General features: G+C 34.5%; 12 protein-coding genes. 7 read left to right on the top strand and 5 right to left on the bottom strand.

Annotation, left to right across the window (positions count from 1 at the left end; genetic code table 11):
* Positions 1 to 15: 15 nt before the first annotated feature.
* A complete protein-coding gene (locus ABXT06_RS11010) occupies positions 16 to 5,703 on the top strand; it encodes an alpha-2-macroglobulin family protein (protein WP_354590808.1) in 5,688 nt (1,895 codons plus the stop codon).
* A gap of 184 nt (positions 5,704 to 5,887) precedes the next feature.
* The gene (gene pbpC, locus ABXT06_RS11005) at positions 5,888 to 8,263 is read left to right on the top strand and encodes a penicillin-binding protein 1C (protein WP_354590807.1); all 2,376 of its coding nucleotides are present in this window, start codon (positions 5,888 to 5,890) and stop codon (positions 8,261 to 8,263) included.
* Positions 8,264 to 8,686: 423 nt separating this feature from the next.
* On the opposite strand, the gene ABXT06_RS11000 is transcribed toward pbpC, so the two are convergent.
* From ABXT06_RS11000 to ABXT06_RS10990, 3 genes are all read right to left on the bottom strand, one after another.
* The gene (locus ABXT06_RS11000; protein ID WP_354590806.1) at positions 8,687 to 9,400 is read right to left on the bottom strand and encodes a hypothetical protein; all 714 of its coding nucleotides are present in this window, start codon (positions 9,398 to 9,400) and stop codon (positions 8,687 to 8,689) included.
* Between the two features lie 179 nt (positions 9,401 to 9,579).
* Positions 9,580 to 11,124 (bottom strand): Rne/Rng family ribonuclease, encoded by a 1,545-nt coding sequence (locus tag ABXT06_RS10995; protein ID WP_354590805.1) that lies wholly within the window; start codon positions 11,122 to 11,124, stop codon positions 9,580 to 9,582.
* Between the two features lie 412 nt (positions 11,125 to 11,536).
* A complete protein-coding gene (locus tag ABXT06_RS10990; RefSeq protein ID WP_007805026.1) occupies positions 11,537 to 11,827 on the bottom strand; it encodes an HU family DNA-binding protein in 291 nt (96 codons plus the stop codon).
* A 140-nt stretch (positions 11,828 to 11,967) separates the two neighbouring features.
* Here ABXT06_RS10990 and mutY point away from each other — a divergent pair, with 140 nt between their 5' ends.
* Genes mutY through gldD form a run of 4 tightly spaced genes read left to right on the top strand, consistent with a single transcriptional unit; the run spans position 11,968 to position 15,402 of the window.
* The gene (gene mutY / locus ABXT06_RS10985) at positions 11,968 to 13,044 is read left to right on the top strand and encodes an A/G-specific adenine glycosylase (RefSeq protein ID WP_354590804.1); all 1,077 of its coding nucleotides are present in this window, start codon (positions 11,968 to 11,970) and stop codon (positions 13,042 to 13,044) included.
* A 36-nt stretch (positions 13,045 to 13,080) separates the two neighbouring features.
* The gene (locus tag ABXT06_RS10980; RefSeq protein WP_354590869.1) at positions 13,081 to 13,518 is read left to right on the top strand and encodes a single-stranded DNA-binding protein; all 438 of its coding nucleotides are present in this window, start codon (positions 13,081 to 13,083) and stop codon (positions 13,516 to 13,518) included.
* A gap of 26 nt (positions 13,519 to 13,544) precedes the next feature.
* Positions 13,545 to 14,840, top strand: coding sequence for a gliding motility-associated protein GldE (locus ABXT06_RS10975; RefSeq protein ID WP_354590803.1), 1,296 nt, complete (start codon positions 13,545 to 13,547; stop codon positions 14,838 to 14,840).
* 1 nt (position 14,841) lies between these two features.
* The gene (gene gldD / locus ABXT06_RS10970) at positions 14,842 to 15,402 is read left to right on the top strand and encodes a gliding motility lipoprotein GldD (protein WP_354590802.1); all 561 of its coding nucleotides are present in this window, start codon (positions 14,842 to 14,844) and stop codon (positions 15,400 to 15,402) included.
* Between the two features lie 298 nt (positions 15,403 to 15,700).
* Here the strand turns inward: gldD and ABXT06_RS10965 are convergent, their stop codons facing one another.
* Positions 15,701 to 16,078 carry a heavy-metal-associated domain-containing protein gene (locus ABXT06_RS10965; protein ID WP_354590801.1) on the bottom strand — a complete coding sequence of 126 codons (378 nt, stop codon included), beginning with the start codon at positions 16,076 to 16,078 and terminating at the stop codon, positions 15,701 to 15,703.
* A 102-nt stretch (positions 16,079 to 16,180) separates the two neighbouring features.
* On the opposite strand from ABXT06_RS10965, the gene ABXT06_RS10960 reads away from it, so the two are divergent.
* Positions 16,181 to 17,047 (top strand): DMT family transporter, encoded by an 867-nt coding sequence (locus ABXT06_RS10960; protein WP_354590800.1) that lies wholly within the window; start codon positions 16,181 to 16,183, stop codon positions 17,045 to 17,047.
* A 173-nt stretch (positions 17,048 to 17,220) separates the two neighbouring features.
* On the opposite strand, the gene ABXT06_RS10955 is transcribed toward ABXT06_RS10960, so the two are convergent.
* The gene (locus tag ABXT06_RS10955) at positions 17,221 to 19,269 is read right to left on the bottom strand and encodes a M16 family metallopeptidase (protein WP_354590799.1); all 2,049 of its coding nucleotides are present in this window, start codon (positions 19,267 to 19,269) and stop codon (positions 17,221 to 17,223) included.
* Between the last annotated feature and the right edge of the window lie 5 nt (positions 19,270 to 19,274).

Genomic DNA, 19,274 nt, shown 5'->3' with positions numbered 1-19,274 from the left:
TAACTCTATTTAAAGGTGAAAGTAAAAGGACTAATTCTCGTATCTTTTGTGTTTTTTATTTTTCAATCTTGCGGTCGTAAATCAGCTGCAGATTTCAATTCGGATTTCTCGTTATTCAAAGATTACATTACCAGTTTCACAGGCGGTATCGTCTCTGCAGATTCTGATATTCGTGTGGTTTTGGCTTTCGATAAAAACGATTGGAAACCCAATCAGGAATTAGACGACGATTTGTTCGATATTTCACCAAGTGTTCACGGAAAAGTCATAGCGCTTTCAACAAATACTTTGGCTTTTATTCCGGAGAAAAAACTCAAAATGGGAACAGAATATCAGGTTACTTTAAACTTAGATAAACTGACTGCCATTCCAAAAGAGAAAGAGAAGGAACTTTCTAAATTCAACTTTACAGTTAAAACCGTTAAACAGGATTTTACCATCAATACAGGCGATATTCAATCGTATAACAAAGAATATCAATATTTAAACTGCGTTTTAAAAACTGCCGATAATATTGATTTAGAAACGGCGCAAAAACTGGTTGAGGCCAAACATAATGGGAATAATCTTAAAATTAAGTTTGAGAAAGTATCTGGTCCGGCTAAAGAATTTCGTTTTATAATCGATAGTATTCAGCGCCAGTCAGAAGCTTCAAACTTAGAAATTATTTATGATGGAAATGATTTTGATATTGACCAAAAAGGACAAATCGATTTCCCGATTACCAGCATCAACGAATTTAAGGTTATAAAAGTTGAAGTTCCAGACGGGAACAATCAGCAGGTTTTGATTAATTTCTCTGAACCATTAGAAAAGGGACAAGATTTTGCTGGATTGGTTTCAATTCAAAACACCAATAATCTGAAATTTTCAACACAAGGAAACTTACTTAAAGTATATTTTACCAATCAAAATGCACCTAAAAAGGAAGAGCCAGTAGCCGTAGCTGTAGAAGAACCAGTTGCTGTTGCTGTAGATTCAGCCGCAGTTATGGTTGATTCTTCGGCAGTAGCAGTAGATACCGTTGCTGCAGTTGCAGAAGAAGCTGTTGAATATGTTCCAGACGAAAAGCCGGAACAGGTTATAACGGGAGAATTATTGCTGGAAGTTTTTCAAGGAATTGAAAGCCAATTTGGTAAAAAACTAGAAAACAATTATAGTGAGAAAATTTCTTTTGATCAGATCAAACCAAATGTTCGTTTTGTGAAAAATGGAACGATTCTGCCAAGTTCAAACAATTTAAAATTAAATTTCGAAGCTGTAAACTTAAGCGCTGTTGATGTAAAAGTGTATAAGATTTACAAAAATAATATTCTGCAATTTCTTCAATACAACGAATTAAACGGAGGACAAAATCTCAAAAAAGTAGCGCAGCCAATTGCAAAAACTACTTTGAATTTAAAGGAAAGCACGCTCGTAAATCTTTCTAAATGGAATACGTATGCTTTAGATTTATCTAAAATTATCAAACCAGAACCTGGAGCGATTTACAGAGTTGAGTTTGTTTATAAAAAGAAATACTCACTTTATAAATGCGAAACATCAGATAACAGTGACGATGAAGCGGAGGAAGAAGAAGTCGATGAAAACGACATAAACTACAGCGGAAATTCTTACGATGATTACTATTATTATGACGATTACGATTGGAGAGAAAGCCAAGATCCTTGTACGGGTTCTTACTATTACAATGCAAGAATTGCAACCAATATTTTGGCAACAGATTTAGGAGTTATTGCCAAAAGAGGTGAAAACAAATCGTATTTATTTGCTGTAAATAATATTGTTACAACAGAACCGGTATCAAACGCCAGAGTTGATTTATATAATTTCCAACAGCAGAAAATTGCAACAGAAGCAACAAGCAGTGAAGGTATAGCATCTTTCCAATTGGATAAATTTGCTTATTTCGCCATTGTAACTTTAGGCGATCAATCGACTTACGTGAAATTGGACGATGGACTTTCATTATCGGTGAGTAATTTCGATGTTGCAGGAGAGACTTTGCAAAAAGGTCTGAAAGGATTTATTTACGGAGAAAGAGGCGTTTGGCGTCCGGGAGATAATTTGTATTTGTCATTTATTTTGAATGATGCTGCAAACAAACTTCCGAAATCGCATCCAATAAAATTCAGATTAAATGATCCGAATGGTAAAACAGTTTATCAAACGGTTCAAAAAACAAATGATCTCAATCATTACGCTTTTATAGTGCCAACAAATCAGGATGCGCCAACAGGAAATTGGGAAGCAATGGTAAGTGTTGGTGGAGCTAAATTCTACAAGAGCATTAAGATTGAAACCATCAAACCGAATCGTTTAAAAATCAAAAACACGTTTAGCCGAAAAACACTTTCGGTATCTTATCCAAACACAGATAATCTGGAAGTGACTTGGTTACACGGTGCAATTGCTAAGAATTTGAATGTAGAAATGCAGGCTAAATTTTCTCAGCAAGCCACTACTTTTAAAGGTTATGAAAAATATACTTTTGATGATTTAGCGCGTCAATTCAGTACAGAAGAAATTAATGTTTTCTCTGGAAAATTGAACGAAAGCGGAAAAGCATCTGTGAACATTCAGCCAAGATTACAAGGTCAGGCACCAGGAATGCTTCGCGCTTCATTCATTACAAAAGTATACGAAGAAGGAGGAGATTTTAGTACAGATGTGATGTCAACGACTTATTCTCCGTATAAAACGTATGTTGGACTTAAAACACCTGAGCTGAACAAGTACAGCATGCTTGAAACAAGAACAAACAATCGTTTTGATGTGGTTACGGTTGATGAAAACGGAAGACCAAAATCAGTTCGTAATCTCGAAGTTCGAGTTTACAAAGTAGACTGGAGATGGTGGTGGGATTCTTCAAGTGATAATTTGTCGAATTACAATTCGTCAAATGCTACAACTTCATACAAAACATTTGTAATCAATACGGATTCAAGCGGAAAAGGAAGTTTTCAATTTGCTTTGACAGATGAAGAATGGGGACGTTATTTAATTCGTGTTGAAGATGGAGAAAGCGGGCATGCGACTTCATTAACAGTAAATATCGACTGGCCAATCTGGTCTGGAAAAACAAGAAACAGAGATGCTTCAACCGCTAATATGTTGGTGTTTTCTACCGATAAGAAAAATTATGAAGTTGGAGAAAAAGCACAGATTTCTTTCCCTTCTAGTGAAGGCGGACGCGCTTTAATTTCCATAGAAAACGGTTCAAGAGTAGTGCAGACTATTTGGGCAGAAACCAAAAAAGGAGAAACAAAAGTTGAGGTTCCAATTACGGGAGCAATGGCGCCAAACGTATATTTCAATATTACATTATTACAGCCTCATGCTTCAACCAAAAACGATTCACCAATTCGTATGTACGGAATTGTGCCAATTGAAGTAGTTGATAAAAACACGATTTTAGCTCCAACGTTAAACATGCCAGATGTTCTTAGACCAGAACAGCCATTTACGGTTAAAGTAGGGGAGAAATCAGGTAAAGAAATGACTTATACAATCGCTGTTGTAGATGAAGGTCTTTTAGATTTAACTCGTTTTAAAACTCCAAATGCATGGGATAGTTTCTACGTTCGTGAAGCTTTAGGAGTGAAAACTTGGGATATTTATGATGATGTAATTGGCGCTTACGGCGGAAAAATAAATCAGATTTTCAGTATTGGAGGAGATCAGGATTTAGGTGGAGGAAAAGCTAAAAAAGCAAACCGTTTTAAACCTGTTGTATTGTACTACGGACCATTTAAATTAGGGAAAGGAGAAACAAAATCGCACCAATTAAAACTGCCGAAATATATTGGTTCAGTTCGAACAATGGTGGTTGCAGGAGATGCAAATACAAGTGCTTACGGAAGTGTAGAAAAAGCAACGCAGGTTAAGAGTCCGTTGATGGTTTTAGCTTCGTTACCAAGAAAAATTTCTCCATCAGAAAAAGTGACATTGCCTGTGACGGTTTTTGCAACTGAAAATAAGATTAAAAACGTAACAATTCAGGTAAAAACAAGCAACGGATTGAAAGTTGCGGGAAGTGCGGTTCAAAAACTAAATTTTGCACAACCAGACGAGAAAATGGCGTATTTCAATTTAGTGGTTGGTTCTGCGACTGGAATTGCAAAAGTTCAGGTTGTAGCGACTTCAGGAAGTGAGAAATCGGTTTATGATGTTGAAATCGACATGACAAATCCGAATCCGGTTACAAGTACTTTTACCGATGTTGTTTTATCGCCAAATAGTTCCAAAACAATTTCATGGAAAACATTTGGAATTGCTGGAAGCAACAAAGCAAGACTAGAAGTTTCGTCTATGCCGTCAATGAATTTGAATGGAAGATTACAATTTTTAATTCAGTATCCACATGGTTGTGTAGAGCAGACTACGTCATCGGTTTTCCCTCAATTGTACTTAGGAGATGTGGCTGATATTGATGCGAAACGAAAAGATCTGATTCAGAAAAATATTGCTGCTGGAATTGCAAGATTGGGTAATTTCCAATTGTCAAATGGCGGAATGCCTTACTGGCAAGGAAATGCAATTGCAGATGATTGGGGAACTTCTTATGCAGGACATTTCTTGATTGAAGCGGAGAAAAAAGGATATGTGCTGCCAATTAATTTCAAATCGAAATGGTTGTCTTATCAGCAGAAAGAATCAAAACAATGGCGTTTTGAGCCGAAATACGGAAATGATTTAGCTCAAGCCTATCGTTTATATACTTTAGCTTTAGCAGGAAATGCCGATTTATCTTCAATGAACAGATTGCGTGAAACAAAAGGTATTTCGAACGAAAGTATGCTTCGTTTAGCAGCGGCTTATGTTTTAGCGGGTCAAAAATCAGCTGGACAAAGTTTGTTCCTGAAAACGAGTATTGATGGAAGTTCAGATGGTTATAGTTATTACTATTACGGTTCAAGCGAAAGAAACAGAGCAATGGCTCTTGAAACAATGCTTCTTTTAGACCAGAAACAAAAAGCATTTGTGACAGCTTCTAAATTAGCTAAAGAAATGTCGGCTAATCAATGGATGAGTACGCAGACAACTGCTTATTGCTTATATGCGATGTCGAAATTTGCTGTGAGCAACGGTCCAAAAGGAATTAATATTCAGTTTAGCAAAAACGGAAAAGGAGAGACAATAAATACAAATAAATCGGTTGCAGATCGTAGTTTGTCGGTTTCTTCTGGAGCAAACAGCATTACACTGAAAAATAATAAAGCCAATACGGTTTATGTTCGAATACTGAATACAGGAATATTGCCAATCGGACAAGAAAATGCGGTTCAAAGTGATGTTACGGCTTCTATTGTTTTCAAAAACAGAAAAGGAAGCGTAATCAATGTTTCAAGAATTAATCAAGGAACTGAATTTGTTGCAGAGGTTACAATTAAAAACCAAAGAGGAGAAAGTGTTCAAAACGTAGCGTTATCGCAGATCCTGCCTTCAGGATTCGAAATTGTAAATACTCGTTTCACAGATTACGGAGACGCAGTAAACAATATCGCCGATTATATTGATATTCGCGACGACAGAACGAATTTCTATTTCGGAATGAAAGCCAGAGAAACAAAAGTTTTCAGAATTCTATTAAACGCATCGTATCTAGGAAATTATTATTTACCTGGCTTACAATGTGAAGCAATGTATGATAATACTTTCTTAGCCCGAACAAAAGGATTCTGGGTTGAGGTTGTGAAGTAAATTTATTCGCCACAGATTATAAGGATTAAAAGGATTTTTTTTAATCTGTGGAAAAAAAATTATGGAAAAGTTCTCCCGCAGATTTTGCAGATCAAGCAGATAAAAATAAATCTGCACAATCTGCGAAATCTGCGAGAGAAAAAACTTTGTGGACTTAGCGTCTTTGCGGTTAAAAAAACAAGCATTGAAAAATAAAATTAAAGCGTTCTTTCAACGCATTCTAAACTGGATAAAAAAGAACAAAATAAAATCAGCAATTGCATTTCTGCTCTTGCTGATTTACTATTTTTCAATACCCCGAACTTTATTCAAAGAACCCTATTCAACAGTTATTGAAAGCAAAGAAGGAGAACTTCTCGGAGCTAAAATTGCCCGTGACGGACAATGGCGTTTTCCTGCGCAAGATAGCGTACCTGATAAATTCAAGAAATGCATTGTTTATTTTGAAGACGAATATTTCTACAAACACCCCGGTTTTAATCCCGGAGCGATGATTAATGCTTTTAATCAGAATAGAAAAGCAGGAAAAGTAGTTCGAGGAGGAAGTACATTGACACAGCAGGTTATTCGACTTTCCCGAAAAGGAAAAAACAGAACCTATTTTGAAAAAATAATTGAAATAATTCTCGCAACAAGATTAGAATTAGGCTATTCTAAAAATGAAATTCTCGAAATGTACGCAGCGCACGCTCCATTTGGTGGGAACGTTGTGGGGTTAGAAATGGCTTCATGGCGCTATTTTGGCGTACAGTCCAATCAGTTATCATGGGCAGAAAATGCAGTTTTAGCCGTTTTGCCAAATGCACCAAGTTTAATTTATCCAGGAAAAAATCAAATAAAACTACTGAATAAACGAAACCGACTTTTGTTGAAATTACATCAGGAAGGTATTATTGACAAGCAGACTTATGAGCTTTCTATAGAAGAGCCTTTACCTCAAAAACCGTATGATTTGCCTCAAATTGCACCGCATTTATTGCAGAGAGTAGCAAAAAATGAAGAAGGAACGCGAGTAAAAACAACTCTTGATTACGCTTTACAGAATAGAGTAAATCAAATTGCGAGATATTATTATAATCAGTACAAACAAAATGAAGTGCATAATCTGGCGATTTTAGTAGTTGATGTTCAGAACAGAAATGTGATAAGTTATGTTGGGAATTCACCAACAGATAAAGACCATCAAAAAGATGTTGATATTATTGATGCGCCAAGAAGTACAGGAAGTATCTTAAAACCACTTTTATATGGTGCAATGCTCGATGATGGCGAATTATTGCCCAATACTTTAGTAGCCGATATTCCAACGCAGATTTCAGGATATACGCCTCAGAATTTTAATTTGACTTTTGACGGCGCAGTTCCAGCACATCGAGCTTTGTCACGTTCGTTGAATATTCCGGCAGTTTTAATGCTTCAAGAATTTACTGTAAATAAGTTTTATGAAGAATTGCAGAAATTCAAATTGAAGAATATCAATAAAACACCCGATCATTATGGTTTATCGCTTATTTTGGGTGGTGCCGAAAGTAATTTGTGGGATTTGTGCAGAACATACGCCAATCTTTCGTCTACGATCAATTATTACACTAAAAATAAAAGTAAATATCGAACTAACGAATTTACTGAACTTAACTATAAAAACGATTTTAAGCCCGATTTTGGTTTAGAAACCGATCAAAAGAACATTCTGGGTGCAGGATCAATTTGGTTGACGTATAACGCCATGGAAGAAGTCAACAGGCCAGAAGGAGACGAAGCTTGGAAGTTTTACGACAGTTCGCTAAAAATTGCATGGAAAACAGGAACAAGTTTTGGAAATCGTGATGCTTGGGCAATAGGAACCAATTCGCGATATGTGGTTGGAATTTGGGTTGGAAATGCAACAGGAGAGGGAAGACCAACTTTGACGGGAGTAACCAGCGCCGCGCCAATTTTATTTGATGTTTTTAATTTACTTCCAAGACAAAGATGGTTTGATACTCCATATAATGATTTGGCCGAAGTTGAGGTTTGCCGTTTAAGCGGTTATCTGGTAAAAGATAATTGCCCAAAAATAAAACAATGGGTTACTAAAAAAGGAAAATCAACTAAAGTTTGTCCGTATCATAGAACAATTCATTTAGACAAAACAGAACAATTTCAAGTAAACAGCAGTTGTGAGAGCATCGATAATATTGTTACTAAAAACTGGTTTGTGTTGCCTCCTGTTATGGCATGGTATTACAAAAGCCAGCATATAGAATATCTGCCATTGCCACCATTCAAAGAAGGCTGTGAAGGAACGCAAGCCACTACAATGGATTTTATTTATCCAAAGGCGAATAGTAAAATCTATTTGACAAAAGATTTCAATAGTAATGTACAGCCCGTAATTTTAAAAGTGGCTTATTCTGAAAGAGATAAAGAATTGTTTTGGTATGTAGATGATGTTTATAAAGCAACAACCAAAACCTTTCATGAATTGCCAATTAGTCCAACAACAGGAACACATTATATTACAGTTGTGGATGCCAGCGGAAATGAAATTAGAAGAAAAATTGAAATTGTGAGGGAATAATAAATTTTGAAACCATGAAAGTAATATACATATACTTAACAATTCTCATTTTATCAATATTGTTTAATAATTGTACACTATTTGGACTTGTATTCGTTGGAGGGGATTCTGAAAAAATTATGATTCTATGGTCATTTCTTTATACTGTCATATTTCCAATAAAATCAATGTTGGTAATTTTTGACATGTATAAATTTTCTTCAAATTTTTATAAATATCTCTTATTTGTTTTTATAAGTTATCTCGCAAGTCTTCTTTTCTCAAGTATGGTTTTTTTGGACTTTAGGAGCTTTAGGTTAAGGGGAGATGGAGGTACAAAATATGTGCTGTATACAATTTATTTTGTAGCATTTGTTTCTTCCCTAATTTCTTTATTATTTTTTCTATGGAAGGGAAGAAAGATTAAGATTTTGCAAGAGTAGCTTACTGGATAATATTAAATTTTTGATAGGCATTTTTAGATTCTCTAGCTAATCTTAAAGTAATTCCAGTTGTAAAACCTTTGTATACAGGTGTTTTTTCGTTTGTGTATGGAAAAGAATACCCAATACCTAAATCAAATACATTTAAAAAAGTAACTCCACCTATAGCATATGCATTTTTATGAGAGCTTCCTGTTTTTATAAATAGTAGTTCTTTGCTGTATGATAAATGTATATCTGGAAGGCCGTAATAATTTCCATTATAGCTATTGGTAACTCCAAAACCTGCACCTAAGAATAACTTATTTTCGTTTTTACAGTTAAGGCAAAATTCTAAACCGCCTGTTAAAAGACTTTTATTAGCTATTTTATAATCAATGTAAAAAATAGGCAATTCAGGAACTTTAAATTCTGTATTTTTTTCTTCCCTATATCTAAATTCTCTTGCTTCAAGATTTCCGTTTTCGCTATACCATTCGGCTTTTCCTGCAAGATATTTTGCATCATAATCTTTCGAATAGCCCTTAAATTGGATTTTGTTGCTACTTAAATAGTAATCGTTAATTACAAAAAGAGAATCACTGTTCTTTATCTTGTAACCTGTGGCATCTTTTGTCTTTATTTTATAAGGTTTAATTCTGTAGTATGAGGCAGTTTCTTTGCTAGTTGTTTTCCAGTTTTTATCAAAAAAGATGGTGTCATTTTGAGATAACATTTTTGAATTGCATAGAAATAGAATAAAAAAAAGGTAAAGTAAAACTTTGAAATTTGGCGTAAAGATATTTAAAAGCATTATTACATTTTTTTAGCTCCAAAAGTAGGAAAAATAATATTTTAAATTGCAATTTAGGACAAAAAAAACCGCCAATCTCAGGAAAGGCGGTTTTTGTTTTTTTATTCTGTAATAACATTTCCTTTTTTGTCGTAGAAATGGTATTCTAAATACGTGTAAGCGTCACGAGGTATGATTTTCACCCATTTCTTATGTTCAAAAAACCATTTTGAACGTAATGATGGAAAACCTTTGCTGAGGTATGCAGCCACAAATGGATGTACATTTAGTACAACTTTTTTGTGGGTTTTTAAAAGTCTTTCTAAATCAGCAGTGATCTTATCAATGATTAAAATTGGAGCTTCAATTTCACCATTATGTTTGTTAGGATCTTCCTCTCTGGTTTTGATATTCACTTCTGGTCTTACGCGCTGTCTTGTAATTTGGACCAAACCAAATTTACTTGGCGGTAATATTTTATGTTTTGCTTTATCGTCGCTCATTTCTTCTCGCAAGAAGTCGAACAAAACTTTCCTATTTTCAGGATTAGACATATCGATAAAATCAACTACGATTATTCCGCCCATATCACGCAGACGCAATTGTCTGGCAATTTCTGCTGCGGCAATCATATTTACTTCCATGGCAGTGTCTTCTTGGTTGGTCGCTTTATTAGAACGGTTTCCGCTGTTTACGTCAATAACGTGAAGAGCTTCAGTGTGTTCTATTATAAGATAAGCACCTTTACTCATGGAAACAGTTCGGCCAAATGAAGTTTTGATTTGTCTCTCTATATTGTATTTCTCGAAAATTGGGGTGTCATTTGATTGATAAAACTTAACAATCGATTGTTTGGAAGGTGCAATTTCTTGCAGATATTCCTTTGTTTGATGGTACAACTCTTCATCATCTATTTGTATACCGCTGAAGGTATCATTGAATACATCTCTTAATATCGAAGAAGCTCTGTTAAGCTCTCCTAATACTTTTGATGGATGATGAGCAGTTGGTAATTTTTTACACATTGCAGACCATCTGCCTAGCAGGTTCTGCAAATCTTTTTCTAATTCGGCTACGTTTTTGCCTTCGGCTACTGTACGAACAATAACACCAAATCCTTTAGGTTTGATCGATAGAACAAGTTTTTTTAGACGATCCTTTTCTTTTTTGTCTTCTATTTTTTGAGAAATAGAAACACGATCCGAAAAAGGAACTAGAACGATAAATCTTCCAGCCAATGAAAGCTCAGCACTTATTCTTGGGCCTTTGGTCGATATAGGTTCTTTAACTACTTGAACTAAGACAGATTGATTGGCACTTAAAATATCAGTAATGATGCCATCTTTGTCAATCTCTTTTTCAAACTGAAAGGTTTTTAGGGAGAAATCTTTTAATTTACCTGCGCTTACAAGTTTTATGAATTTCAGCTGAGAAGCTAGATTTGGACCTAAATCGTGATAATGTAAAAAGGCATCTTTTTCGAAACCTACATTTACAAAAGCAGCATTTAGTCCAGCAACTGGTTTTCTGATTTTGGCAATAAAAATATCACCAACCTGAAAGTTGCTTTTTTCTTCTTCTTTGTGTAATTCAATTAGTTTTCCATCTTTTAATAAGGCAAAATCTACTGCATCAGAACTAGATCTAATGATTAATTCTTTATTCACACTGTAAATTTTTATCCAGACTTTTAGTTTCAGGGTTTAAGTTTCAAGTTTCAAGTTTTACAACTCATAACTCAACACTCATAACTCATAACTGAATTGTAAGGATGGATTAAACAATATTTTTAACAGGTATTAACCCGGCTGGGAAACCTAAATTTCAATTTTTAAATCCCAAATTCCAATCGAAATCAGCTTTGAAGCCTTAATTTTTGGATTTTGGATTTTCTTTTTTGGAATTTTTGAAATTTCCCAAATTTCAATGAACGTTTAAAAAGAAAAAAGTAGTTTAAAACTACTTTTTCTTTTTGTGGCGGTTAGCTCTCGCTCTTTTTTTACGTTTGTGAGTCGCTACCTTATGTCTCTTTCTTTTTTTACCACTTGGCATATTGTGTCAGATTTATGTTAATTAATATTATTTTGCTTCGTTGTTTGTTTTAACCCCTTCTACAAAAACTTTTGCAGGTTTAAACGCAGGAATATTGTGTGCTGGAATTTTAATAGTAGTGTTTTTAGAAATGTTTCTTCCAGTTTTTTCAGCTCTAGTTTTAACGATAAAACTACCGAAACCTCTTAAGTATACATTGTCTCCAGTTTCTAAAGAAGTCTTAACTTCTTCCATAAAAGTTTCTACTGTTGCTTGAACATCTCCTTTTTCAAGACCTAGTTTCTCTGAAATCTTCGCTACGATATCTGCTTTCGTCATTTTCTTTCCTATTTTATTTTATAAATGGTGTACTATTTTTTTGAGTTTGCAAATATAGGAATTAAAAAAATAATTAATCAAGCTAATTCGTTAAATTTTAATTACATAAACATTTACTTTTGCAATCTAAGTATTTTGCAATGGAATTTTCTAACATATTGATAAAATGGTATTTACAGAACAAGCGTGATTTACCGTGGCGAAAAACGGTCGATCCGTATCAAATTTGGCTCTCAGAAATTATGCTTCAGCAGACCAGAGTTGTGCAAGGAATGCCTTACTTTTTCTCATTTATCAAGGAATTTCCTACCGTAAAAGATTTAGCAAATGCGCCAGAAGAGAAAATTTTGAAACTTTGGCAAGGCTTAGGATATTATTCTCGTGCTCGAAATCTTCATAAAACGGCTCAATATATAAGTAATGATTTAAGTGGAGTTTTTCCAGATTCTTATAAAGAGCTTCTAAAACTTAAAGGAGTAGGCGAGTACACTGCAGCTGCGATAGCTTCTTTTTCTTATAACGAACCAGTTCCTGTTGTAGACGGAAATGTGTTTCGGGTATTGTCTCGTTATTTTGATATTGAATCGGATATTGCGCTTCCTGCAACTAAAAAAGAATTTACAGCTTTGGCGCAAGAATTAATGCCAAAAGAAACCCGAGGCGAAGCCGAACTGAGCGAAGCTAATCCTGCTATCTTCAATCAAGCGATAATGGAATTTGGAGCATTGCAGTGTGTTCCTAAAAGTCCCGATTGTTCTGTTTGTGTTTTTAACGAAAGCTGCGCTGCATTACAAAAAGGAAAAGTAAATATGCTCCCTGTTAAATCTAAAAAGCTTAAAGTAACCAATCGTTATTTCAATTATTTGATTTTAGAAGATGTTTTAGGAAATACATTAATTCAGAAAAGAACTCAAAAAGGAATCTGGCATAATTTATATGAGTTTCCGTTGTTGGAAACAGAATCAATTGTTGGTTTTAATGAAGTTTCCAAAAAAGCAAAAGAAGAAATTTTTTCAGAATATACTATTATAAGTATGGAAGATTGCAGTAAATCGACTATTGTACATAAGCTTTCGCACCAGCATCTGCACATTCAATTCTGGAAAATTAAAGTACAGGAGAAAATCGAAAACGGAATAGATTCACAAAAAATAAAAACTTTTCCTTTTCCTATTGTGATATATAATTTTATAGAAAAGCAAGAAATAAATTGCTAAAAAAATGTATCTTTGGGAGAAATACTACCAAAAACTATGAACGGAACATTAAATAAAGTGATGCTTATTGGCCATTTAGGCGATGATGTAAAGATGCATTATTTTGATGGAGGAAACTGCATCGGACGTTTTCAGCTGGCTACCAATGAGGTGTATATCAATAAAACGACCAATGAAAAGATTACTTCTACAGAATGGCATAATTTGGTTGTGCGCAATAAAGCCGCAGAGATTTGCGAAAAATATCTTTCTAAGGGAGATAAAATTTATGTTGAGGGAAGGATAAAATCTCGTCAGTGGCAGACAGAAGATGGAACTACAAAATATACTACAGAAATTCAGGTTACAGAGTTTACTTTTCTGACTACCAAAAAAGAAACTGCATATACAAAGCAAAACCAGGATGCGGAGTCGCCAAAAAATAGTAACTTTGATGCTCCTGAAGGGCTTCCGATTAATGATCTGCCCTTCTAAGTGATGTTTAACTAATTTTATGCAATTTGGACCCAGAGCCCAGTTTACTTTTTTCTAGCAATCTTGACGCCAATTTAATTATTGGTTTCGTCGGAATATTTATTTTGTTATTTCTTTCAGCAATCGTTTCTGGTGCTGAAGTTGCCCTTTTTTCTTTATCACAGCAAGATATCGACAATTCTTTAAACGATAATCCTGCAAAAGGGAAAATCATTTCAAATTTATTAGAAAAGCCCAAAAAGCTTTTAGCAACTTTATTGGTTGCGAATAACTTCTTTAATATTGGTGTAGTAATTCTATTTGCTTATCTAGGACAGAATATTTTTGCTAATATAGGCTCGCCAGCATTTAAATTTACGCTCGAAGTAATTCTGGTTACTTTCCTTATTTTACTGTTTGGGGAAGTGCTTCCTAAGGTTTATGCAAGCCGAAATAGTGTTCGTTTTGCCAAACGCGTCGCTTATCCATTGGCATTTTTAGATAAAGTGCTTACACCGATCAGTTTGCCAATGCGTGCCGTAACGATATATTTTCAAAACAAATTAGGTAAGCAAAAAAGTAATTTTTCTGTCAACCAACTTTCTCAGGCATTGGAACTTACAGATTCTGAAGGAACTTCAACAGAAGAACAAAAGATCCTTGAAGGAATTGTTTCTTTCGGAAATACCGATACAAAGCAGGTTATGAGTCCGAGAATTGATATTTTTGCATTGGAAATATCAGAAACATTCGCAGAAATTTATCCTAAGATAATAGAAACAGGATTCTCTAGAATTCCAGTTTACCGAGACAATATTGATCAGATTGAAGGCGTACTTTTCGTAAAAGACTTGCTACCTCATATTGATAAAGAAGAATTTGATTGGACTTCTTTGATAAGAGAAGCGTTCTTTGTTCCTGAGAATAAAAAACTGGATAATCTATTGAAGGATTTTCAGAGCCTAAAAAGCCACTTAGCAATCGTAGTTGATGAATATGGCGGGACTTCTGGATTGGTTTCTTTAGAAGACGTTATTGAAGAAATTGTGGGTGATATTAGTGATGAATTTGATGATGAAAACCTGAATTTCTCACAAATAGATGAAAATAATTTTCTTTTTGAAGGAAAAATAAACCTCAAAGATTTCTACAGAATTGTAGATGTTGACGAAGATGTTTTTGAAGCCCACAAAGGAGAAGCCGAAACATTGGCTGGATTTATTTTGGAGATTTTAGGCAATTTCCCTAAAAAAGATCAAAAAGTGCCTTTTGAAAACTGTATTTTCACTGTAGAAACAGTAGACAAAAAGCGTGTAAAACAAATAAAAGTAACTATAAATTAAAATGCTTAATAAAATACTTTCAATAACAGCAATTTTGCTTGCGCTAACGGTTATAAGCTGTAAAAATGATGTTCTGCCAAAACCAGCTAGTTTCCTGCGATTAGATTATCCAGAAGCAAAATATGTGAATTTTGAAAACACTTGCCCGTTCACTTTTCAAATGAATGAAGATGCCATTATAAAAGGCGAAAAAGAATGTGGTTTTGCGATCACGTATCCAAAGATGAAAGCGACGATTTATTTGACGTACAAGCCAGTAAATGGCAATATTGATAAATTACTGCGCGACGCTCAAAAGCTGACTTATGAGCACGTTATTAAAGCCGATGATATTCTGGAACAGCCATATCTAAATCCGCAGAAAAAGGTTTACGGAATGTTTTACCAAGTTGACGGAAACGCAGCGACAAATTCTCAGTTTTACGTTACCGACAGCACAAAGCACTTTTTAATTGGTTCGATGTATTTTTACGCAAAACCAAACTTTGATTCGATTATGCCTGCGGCTAGTTATGTTAAAAACGATATGCAGCGTTTGATGGAAACGTTGAGATGGAAATAAAAATTAAAAGGATCCAATTTGGATCCTTTTTTATTGCAATTATTTTTTCATTCTTTATTAGGGGCTCATTCCGTAGGAATGTTTCGTTGGTAGAAAAAAAAATGTAATCAGATATTTACGTTCCGTAGGAACGTTTGATATGCAGAATTGTCAAAAAAAATGTCAAAACCAGACGTTCCTACGGAACGTAAAAACCCATGATAATATAATTTTCTACCAACGAGACATTCCTATGGAATGATTTTTACAAAAAAAAGCACTCAAATTTGAGTGCCTTTTGAATTTATTAATTTCGAATTTAAGACTTAAAATTCGAAACTTTATATGTCTTTCCATCTCCAGTTTCTTGAACCACTTTTGTTAAAGACTCTGGGTTTTGGATTGTTTTATCAAAACTTACTGTCGCCGTTTTTTTGTCAAAATCAACAGTTGCTTTTTCAACTCCGTCAAGGTTTGCTAACTCTTCTTCGATAGTTTTTGCGCAACCAACTGCACATGTCATTCCGTCAATTGTAAAACTTGCTGTCTGAAGATTTTCAGCTGCGATTGGTTTGTGTTCTTTTGGAGCGCTTTTTTCTGCATTCACAACTTCAAGACTTTTGTCTTCTGCTTTTTTGCATCCAACAAATACTAAACCAGCGACTGCTGCAGCGATTAAGATTTTTGAAATTTTCATTATATATTAAATTTTAGATTGCTAATTACTTGTTTGCAAAATTAATAAAAAGAGAGAGGTCAGTTCGTAAAATAATTACAAATTTGCAGTAAAATACAATTTATGGAAACAAAACAGTTAAAGTGGATTTACTTAACTATTCTTTCTCTTATCTGGGGAAGCTCTTTTATTCTAATAAAAAAAGGATTGATTGGTTTAAGCGCTGTTCAAGTAGGATCGTTCCGAATTATTTTTGCCGCTTTGTTTTTACTAATTGTAGGTTTTAATAGTCTAAAAAAGATTTCCCGACGCCAATGGAAATTTGTTGCCATAACTTCGCTTTTTGGAACTTTTATGCCAGCGTATCTTTTTGCCATTGCAGAAACTCAGGTTAATAGCTCGATTGTGGCGATTTTAAATTCGCTAACACCTTTAAATACTCTAGTTTTAGGAATTATAGCATTTGGAATTCAGTTTCAGAAACGACAAGTTCTTGGAGTGTTTGTTGGGCTTTTGGGCTGTCTGCTTTTGGTTTTAAGCGGAGATTCTTCGAGCGGAACTCAAAATTATTTCTATGTCTTATTGGTGGTTATAGCAACGTTGAGTTATGCGATTAACGTAAATCTGATTAAAAAATATCTACACGATTTAAATTCTGTAAGCATAACAACAGGAAATTTTGCGGTTTTGCTTTTACCAGCATTAATTATTTTGAGTACAACCGATATTAGCCAAAAAGTACATTTTGCAGAAACACAGCATTCCATACTTTTTGTAGCAATTTTAGGTGTTTTAGGAACTGGAATAGCCAACATTCTTTTCTTTAAACTGATTCAGATGTCATCGCCAGTTTTTGCAACATCAGTAACGTATTTGATTCCAATTGTAGCATTTTTCTGGGGATTATTAGATAACGAATTCCTGACGCCAATTCAATCTGTAGGAGCTTTTATTATTTTGATTGGGGTTTATTTGTCAGCGAAAAAATAGTTTTTTTGAGTTATGAGTTATGAAAGGACTTCGACTTCGCTCAACCTGACAAAACTTAATCAATAAAAAAAGCTTTGTCAAAGTTCAAACTTTGACAAAGCTCTCAAGAATTTTATTTTTAAAGACTCAGACAAAACCTTTGTTCCTTTGAGCCTTTGTAACTTTGAACCTTTCTATAAAAAATCTTTCTCAGAAACGCCTTCGTTAATCTTAATATCAGACATTTTAATATCCAATTCAAAACCAACATTTTGAACTAGGTTGAAAGGAACTTTAACACCTTTTACCTCTTTATAATCGTTGAAATTAGTGATTTGCTCAACTGATTTTCCACCTTGTTCGCGAACTTTAGATTCGGCAGTTTTTAAGCCTGATTTGACGTCGTAATAATACTTTGTTTTACCGTCTTTAATGACATAAGCATCACTTCCGTTAATTGGTTCGATGCCTTCCACTTTAAGATCAGTTCTTTTTACAAGCTGCAGTTCTTCAAAAGGAGCGGCATTGGCTTTCATTTCGACTAAATCTTCACCTTCAAGATTTTTTCTTTGGCCTTGCTGTTCAACGTAAGCGCCTTTTTCATTAACTACTTGCTTCATTAAATTCATCGTTCCCATAGAAAGCGAAACCATCATTTTTCCTTTTGAATCTAATTTAGAAGTAAAAGTTAATGGAGTAGGAGCTTGCGGAATTGTTGTCGAGCCGTTCATGTATAATGTTTTCACGGCTGTAACTGCTTTTTCTCCTCCAATTGCATTGATATAGTTTTCGAAAACTGTTTTTGCTGTAATATCTTTTGGGGCTTCTTTTTTAGTTGAAGGCTTTTCAACTGGATTTCCATATTTGTCGAAATATGAAATCGGAATTTGAAGTTTTTCTAAACCAGGAATAACATCTGTACCTTTTCCAACAATAACAATTCGCATGTTATCTAGTAAAAAGTATTTGTTGGCAACGCGATAAATATCGTCAGCAGTAACGTTATTGATGGTTTGAATGTATTTTTCGTAGAAGTCTGCAGGAAGTTTTTCTGTTTCAATGTTTAAAGCATAACGCGCTACAGCCTGTGGTTTTTCAACTTGCATTACAAATCTTCCAATATAACCTGCTTTTACATTTCTTAAAACCTCTGGATCAACTCTCTCTGTTCTGATTCGTTTAATTTCTTTCACAAACTGAACAACAGCACTATCTGTAACCGTATTTCTAACTGCCGAAGATGCTTTAAACTTCGTTACATATTTTCCACTTCCAATACTCGAATTTGCACCGTATGTCCAAGCGTGCTGCTCACGAAGGTTCATATTCAAATAGCTGTTGAAATCGCCACCAAGAATTTGATTGGCAATAACCGCTGGGAAAAAATCTGGATCGCTCATTTTTAAATTTAAAGTATTTACCAATGAAATCTCAGATTGAACTGCATTTGGAACGTCAACAAAATCTATTTGTAAGTTCGAAACATTTACAGGGTTTGGATAAGTGCTTTTTGGCGCCGCTTGTTTTTTCCATCCGCTGAATAATTTCTCAACGGCTGTTTTTACATCTTTAAATTTGACATCACCAATAACAACTAAATAAGCGTTTTCAGGAACAAAATAAGTGCTGTAATTATTTTGAACGTCTGCAAGCGTTACGTTTTTTACAGTCTCTTCAGAAAGATATTCGCCATTAGGATGGTTTTTTCCGAAAGCCAAAACATCAACTACTCTGTTTGAAATGGCCGGAACACTTTTTTCGTCAGCTTTTAAGCCTTCCAAAAGTTTTGCTTTCTCTTTGTCAAATTCGGTCTGAGTAAAATTTGGCTGCAAAGCACCTTCAGCCAAAAGCTCTAAAACACGTGCTGAATATTTCGACAATGTACTTGCATAAGCGCCTTGCGAAGTAAAGTTGATACTAGCGCCGTAGAAATCAATTTCTTCATTAAAAGCTTCTTTAGTTGTTTTTTTTGTTCCGTTTCCAATTAAACTGCTGGTCAATTCGTCAACACCTTTTTTATTGCCTTCAGTAAATGGAGCATTGTCTAAAGTAAGTGTATAGCTCACTCTAGGCAATTTGTGGTTTTCAACAACCAAAACTTTCATTCCGTTCGATAAAACAAAGGTCTGAGGTTTTTTAATGTTGACTACTGGGGCATTTCCTGGTTTGGGTTGTGGACGATCTTGTGCTTGCATAATTCCAGTTAGGAAAAAAAGGATTAAAAAAGGATATATTTTTTTCATGATTC

This window comes from Flavobacterium sp. UW10123 (genome assembly GCF_040538975.1).
Taxonomy (GTDB): Bacteria; Bacteroidota; Bacteroidia; order Flavobacteriales; family Flavobacteriaceae; genus Flavobacterium.
The sequence above is the reverse complement of the archived record's forward strand: the minus strand, read 5'-3'. Positions and strand labels throughout refer to the sequence as shown.